The organism is Microcystis wesenbergii FACHB-1317 (genome assembly GCF_014696875.1).
Taxonomy (GTDB): domain Bacteria; phylum Cyanobacteriota; class Cyanobacteriia; order Cyanobacteriales; family Microcystaceae; genus Microcystis; species Microcystis wesenbergii_A.
This window is the reverse complement of the sequence record NZ_JACJQV010000148.1, coordinates 1-5,688: the sequence shown is the minus strand read 5'-3', so window position 1 is coordinate 5,688 and position 5,688 is coordinate 1. Positions and strand designations below refer to the sequence as shown.

Sequence of the window (5,688 nt, the reverse complement as noted above, 5' to 3'; positions counted from 1 at the left end):
ATTGTTCCCAGTATTATTACTACTAATACTATCCATAAAGGGTGTCTTTTTCCTTGATCTTTCCGAAAGTCCTTGACTTGTTTCAGTTTTTCTATTAAGCTCAACATATGTTTCAAAAGTTCGCGTTCACTTCTCATTTTACCTGACAGTGATCGCTTTTACTTTTGATATTCTCATGGGAGAATGAAACAGCCCTAGGGGGGTGGGGGGTTGCCTCTTGCAAGAGCGCCTCATCTCCACAAGCAATTTTAAATTGCAATATTTGGCGTATTCTTCTCCGTTCTATATTTTCCGAGCGAGCGACAAAGGTTAAAATTTGGGAAACACTGCAATATGCTGGCAGTCATCCTGGCTAAAAACACGCTATTTTATTAACTTAATAGTAACCGCGCTTTAGGAGTAAGCAGTTTTCATGGACTCCCTGACAACCCTCCAATGTCAAAACCTAACTTGTCTAGCTCAGAACCCTCTCACTAATAGATTCTGTGAAAAATGCGGTACTCCTTTAGTTAAGCGCTATTTATGGATGATGGGTGATTGGGTGAGAACCTATTATCGTGTTGGTGAGCTAATTGATAATCGTTATTTGGTCAAACAACCACAAATTGTTCTTGATACTAAACCCGCTCAAGCACCCCAAGCGCCGGAAGAACCTCCTAGCTGGATTTCCCTCTACCTAAAATTGTTACCCTTCCATCTCCACATTCCCCAAATCTACGGCTATATTCCCAGTCCCGATGAACGCTTAAATATGGACATCTGGCTGTTAGAATACGGCACAATTCCCCTCGATGAAACGGGAGAATTAATTTATCCAGAACTATTGCCTACTCTGGCCGAGGTTTGGTCGCCAGCTTCCGATTTAAGGCAAATTCACTGGTTATGGCAAATGGCCAAACTCTGGCATCCCCTCCAGAAAAAAGCCGTGGTCTCTAGTCTGCTCAACCCTTCTCTGACGAGAGTGAATAATCAGCTGCTGCAATTGCTAGAATTAAGCAAAGACGAGGCTACCGCTCCCAATTTACGAGATTTAGGGGCTTTTTGGGCCGGTCTGATCCCGACGGCAGCCGCTAATCTTCAAGATTTTCTCGCATCCCTGACCCAAGAACTAGAATCCGGTGATCTCGATCGCCCGGAATCCCTGATCGCTATCCTCGATTATGCACTACAGCACTACGGTGGAGGTCAAGAACGCACCTATGAGATTTTTACCTGCACCGATACCGGTCCGCTGCGGGAACACAACGAGGATGCCTGTTATCCCCCAGCGGATCAGGCCATAACCCTCGCTCATGGTCAAAATCCCCTGGCAATTGTCTGTGATGGCATCGGCGGTCAGGAAGGGGGCGAAATCGCTGCTCAATTGGCGATCGAAACCCTGTCTAGGGAAATTAATCCCAGTCCCACCACTGATATGGAATTCTATCCCGAGAATCACAGTCTTGCCCTCGAACAGGCGATTCGTGTCACCAATGATCTGATCAGTCAACGCAATGATCAGGAGTCAAGACAAGATCGTCAGCGCATGGGTACTACTCTCGTCATGACTTTTGCCCATGCCCAGGAAATGTACGCAGCCCATCTGGGGGATTCCCGTATCTATTGGATTACTGCCCACAGTTGTCATCAAGTGACGGTGGATGATGATCTCGCTTCCAGGGAAGTGAAATTAGGCTATCTCCTCTATCGTGATGCCATACAGTATCCCAACGCCGGGGCCTTAGTGCAAGCTTTGGGCATGAGTAGCACCAATAATCTCCACCCCACTGTTCAGAGATTGATTGTTGATCAAGATTGTGTTTTTCTGCTCTGTTCCGATGGTTTAAGTGATTATGATCGGGTAGAACAATACTGGGACAGTGAAATTGTGCCTCTTTTGCAAGGAGAGAAAACTGTAACCGCCGTGGGGGAAAGTTTATTACAACTAGCTAACCAGAAAAACGGTCACGATAACTCCACCATCGCCCTAGTTTATTGTCGGGTAGTTCCTGCGGCTGAACCTGTCACGCCTTTAGTTTATGCTGAGGCCAAAGAACGGATTATTCTCGATCTTAATGACCAAGATTTTGATCCTAGTCAGGAAACCTTCTCCGAGGAAGAAGTGGTGACGTCAATACCCACTCCCCCCCCAGCATCTTCTTCGGTTTCTAGTCCTACCTCTCCCCCCGCACCCACTAACGTTTCTCCCCCGAGGGTAGCGATCGCTGTCGGTGTTCTCGGTTTGCTTGCCGCGATCACTTGGCAATTCTTGAGTCATAATCCCGCTTCCAATCCATCGATTTCTCCCGCACCTGTCACCGATACCAGTCCAGGGACGACACCTTCCGCACCTGTCACCGATACCAGTCCAGGGACGACACCTTCCGCACCTGTCACCAGTCCGAGTCCCACGACCGGGACGACACCTTCCGCACCAGTCACCAGTCCGAGTCCCCCCAATGCTTCCCCTAACTAGGGTCTGCTGAAAAAGTTGTTCGTGGGGTGTGGGGTGTGGGGTGTGGGGTGTGGGGTTTTACCTGAAGATTAATCGGCTTGTCGGGGGTTGCCAGAGCGAGTTAAGATAAAATGCCTGATTAACTGCCGAGTCTATCATATATGGTTGATGCTGCGACGTTCCCCTCCGACACCTCCGCGATCATTGATGCCTTTGAAACGCCTCTAGAGTTTAACTTTCAACTGCCGGATCCCGAAGATGAAACCATCCAAGATCATGATTTTCAGCAGCAACTGGATTCTTTTTGGCAAGTCTGCGATCGCTTTGATTTGCAAACGGAAATCTGGCGGGGGCGAATTTTGCGAGCTATTCGCGACCGAGAGAAGCAAGGCGGTGATAGTCGCGGTACGGGCTTTTTAAACTGGTTAAAACAGCGAGAAATCACTAAAAGTCAAGCTTATGCTCTGATTCAATTGGCTAATAGTGCCGATACTCTCCTGGCAGAAGGACAACTAGATCCCGATAGTATCAATAATTTTAGTAAACGCGCCTTCGTGGAAACGGCCAAATCTGCCCCCGAAATTCAAAAATTAGTCAGTGATGCAGCCCGACAAGGGGAGAGAATTACCCGTCGAGAGGTGAAGCAATTGGCCGATGAATGGACGGCGATGAGTTCAGACTTACTACCCGATGAAGTGAAGGAAAAAGCCAGCGACGGCAGTTTACCGGCGCGTCATCTCGCCCCCCTAGTGAAAGAATTAGAAAAGTTACCCGATACTCATATCGACACTCTCCGTCAAGAAATCGCCGCTAATCCCGATGTAGATACGGTAAAATTAATTACCTCGGAAGCACGCAGTTTAGCCAAATATCTCGATGCGGCGGCCCAAGTGCAAACTCTCCGACGGGGTAATTTAGATATTGAAATGGCTCTAGAAGAAGCTTTGCGCGTCGATTGTCTAAATACGGCGGCGGATCTGGTTAAACAAGCCACACAATTAGAGCAGGCCGTGGCTAAACTTTATACTACTTGGAAACGTTTGGGTAGTTTGTCCGATCGCCTCTATGTGGACACGGGAGCAAGCAATCCCCATCTGCGATCGATGTTAACCTGTTTAGAAAGTTTAACCAGTGAAGTGATCGAAGTAGAACTGGATGAAGGTGGGCAAAAAACGGTACGTTTACGCATTATCAGCGATGGGGAAAGTTAGATGCTTTGTTGGGGTTTTAGGGTTTTAGGGTTTTAGGGTTTTAGGGTTTTAGGGTTTTAGCTGAAATTCCCCATTTCCCTAACGGCTTGCTGCTATAATCTCTGAATATCCTCAAATTTTATGAAAACTTATTAACAGATACTTGACTTTATGCTAAAAATCAAGGAAAAAAAACCAATAATTAGCATCGGTTCCATAACTGCGGCGATCTTGCTCAGTTTAACCCTAATTCCTGCCGCTATAGCCAAGGATGTGCTTCTGAGAGTGGGCATTATCCAACGTTTTGGCGATGAAGCCAAGGAAAAATTAACCCTGAGCAGTACCAGTGGTGATAATCTCACCCTGCGCGTGCTGGGAGAAGATGGCCAATCCCAAACCCTGCAAACCAATCGCCTACAATTAGAAGTTATTCCCCGTCCCCTCGCTTCTCCCATCCTCCAAGAAAAAGTCATTTTGAGCGACCACGCCACCTTTGAAACCGCCGAAAATAGTGCCAAAAATTGGGCAAAAATGGGCATTAAAGTGGAAATTACCCAACCCGGACGCTGGCAGGTTTGGGCAAAGCGAGAAGTTTATGAAAATCCCCTAGTGCGACGTTGGTTGCTGACCAGTTTGCAAACCAAAGGCTACAATCAACCCTATATTAATAGTGTTTTACTCAAAGAAAAGCCGCAAGTTTCTTTCCAGATCAACGGGGTGCGCTATTTTCCCAAAGAATTAGAAATCGAGAGCCAAAAAAACCTGATTCAAGTCACCCATAGCCCCGATCAGGTACGTTTGTACGGGGGAACTATGCGCCTACAGCCCAACGCCTACGGCACTTTTACCCTAGTTAATAACGTTCCCCTCGAAACCTACCTGCGCGGGGTTGTACCCCACGAAATCGGTCATGATGCCCCGGAAAGCGCCACCCAAGCGCAAACTATTATCGCCCGTACCTACGCCCTCCGCAATCTCCGCCGTTTTCAAGCCGATAATTACGAACTCTGTGCCGATACCCATTGTCAAGTTTATTATGGATTGACGGGAACTAATCCCCGGGCTGATCAAGCGATCGCGGCCACGCGAGGCCTGGTTTTAACCTACCAAAATGAGTTAGTGGATGCCCTTTATTCCTCTACCACCGGCGGAATAACTGCCCTCTTTAGTGATGTTTGGGATGGGGAAGAAAGACCTTATCTCCGGGCAGTGGTGGACTCCCCTAATCGAGTCTGGGATCTCTCGAAACAATCCCTCGCTAATGAGACAACTTTTCGCCAGTTTATTAATCTTAAAGATGGTTTTAATGAGACGGGCCGACGGGTTTTTCGCTGGCAAAAACAAGCTTCTTTAGCTGATTTGAGTCAAGACCTAGAAACCTATCTAAAACGCAGAAAACATCCCCTCGCCCATTTCCAGAAAATCCAATGGATGGAAGTGACTAAGCGCTCTCCTTCCGGTCGGATTCTGACTATGACCGTTCAAACCGATAAGGGGATTTTGGAACTGCATAAAAATGAGGTGCGTAGTGCTTTGGGACCGCCTCGCAGTACCCTATTCTACATCGATCCTATCTACGATACCAATCGACAGATCCAGGGTTATAACTTTATTGGTGGCGGTTTCGGCCACGGGGTAGGATTAAGTCAATTTGGTTCCTATAATTTAGCCCGTTTGGGTTGGTCTCCTGAACAAATTCTCGCTTTCTATTATCCCGGCACCACCATTCAACCTCTCAATAATTCGATTGTCTTTTGGCGAGGAAATTAAGCAGTTATCAGTTATCAGTTTCTGAAGGCAATAGGCAATAGGCAATAGGCAAGAGAAAGGCTCTGACAATTCTCCTACCTAAAAAGAGGATTAGAAACTAAGTAAATCAAATGTTTGACTAAAATTTACCGAAATTTTGGGTTAAAGCCCCGTCCTTTTAGGACGGCTTTTTAAACTATAGCTTGTTAACTTAACTTTTATTGTGCTATACTGATTTTGTCTAAGTCCCCCCTGCGTAAAATGTTTGTCTTAGAGTTTAAAGTTAAAGCTAAAACTCAACAGTATCAAGCCATA

3 protein-coding genes are annotated in these 5,688 nt (G+C 46.7%); all 3 read left to right on the top strand.

The genetic code is table 11. The features are described 5' to 3' along the window. The first annotated feature begins 412 nt into the window (after positions 1-412). The 3 genes from H6F92_RS12660 to H6F92_RS12650 all read left to right on the top strand — a co-directional run bounded on the left by H6F92_RS12660 (position 413) and on the right by H6F92_RS12650 (position 5,394). Positions 413-2,455 (top strand): PP2C family protein-serine/threonine phosphatase, encoded by a 2,043-nt coding sequence (locus H6F92_RS12660; RefSeq protein WP_190358097.1) that lies wholly within the window; start codon positions 413-415, stop codon positions 2,453-2,455. Between the two features lie 140 nt (positions 2,456-2,595). After that, positions 2,596-3,645, top strand: coding sequence for a hypothetical protein (locus H6F92_RS12655; protein ID WP_190358096.1), 1,050 nt, complete (start codon positions 2,596-2,598; stop codon positions 3,643-3,645). A 150-nt stretch (positions 3,646-3,795) separates the two neighbouring features. Continuing rightward, on the top strand, positions 3,796-5,394 hold the full coding sequence (locus H6F92_RS12650) for a SpoIID/LytB domain-containing protein (RefSeq protein ID WP_190358095.1): 1,599 nt from the start codon (positions 3,796-3,798) through the stop codon (positions 5,392-5,394). Positions 5,395-5,688: the final 294 nt, after the last annotated feature.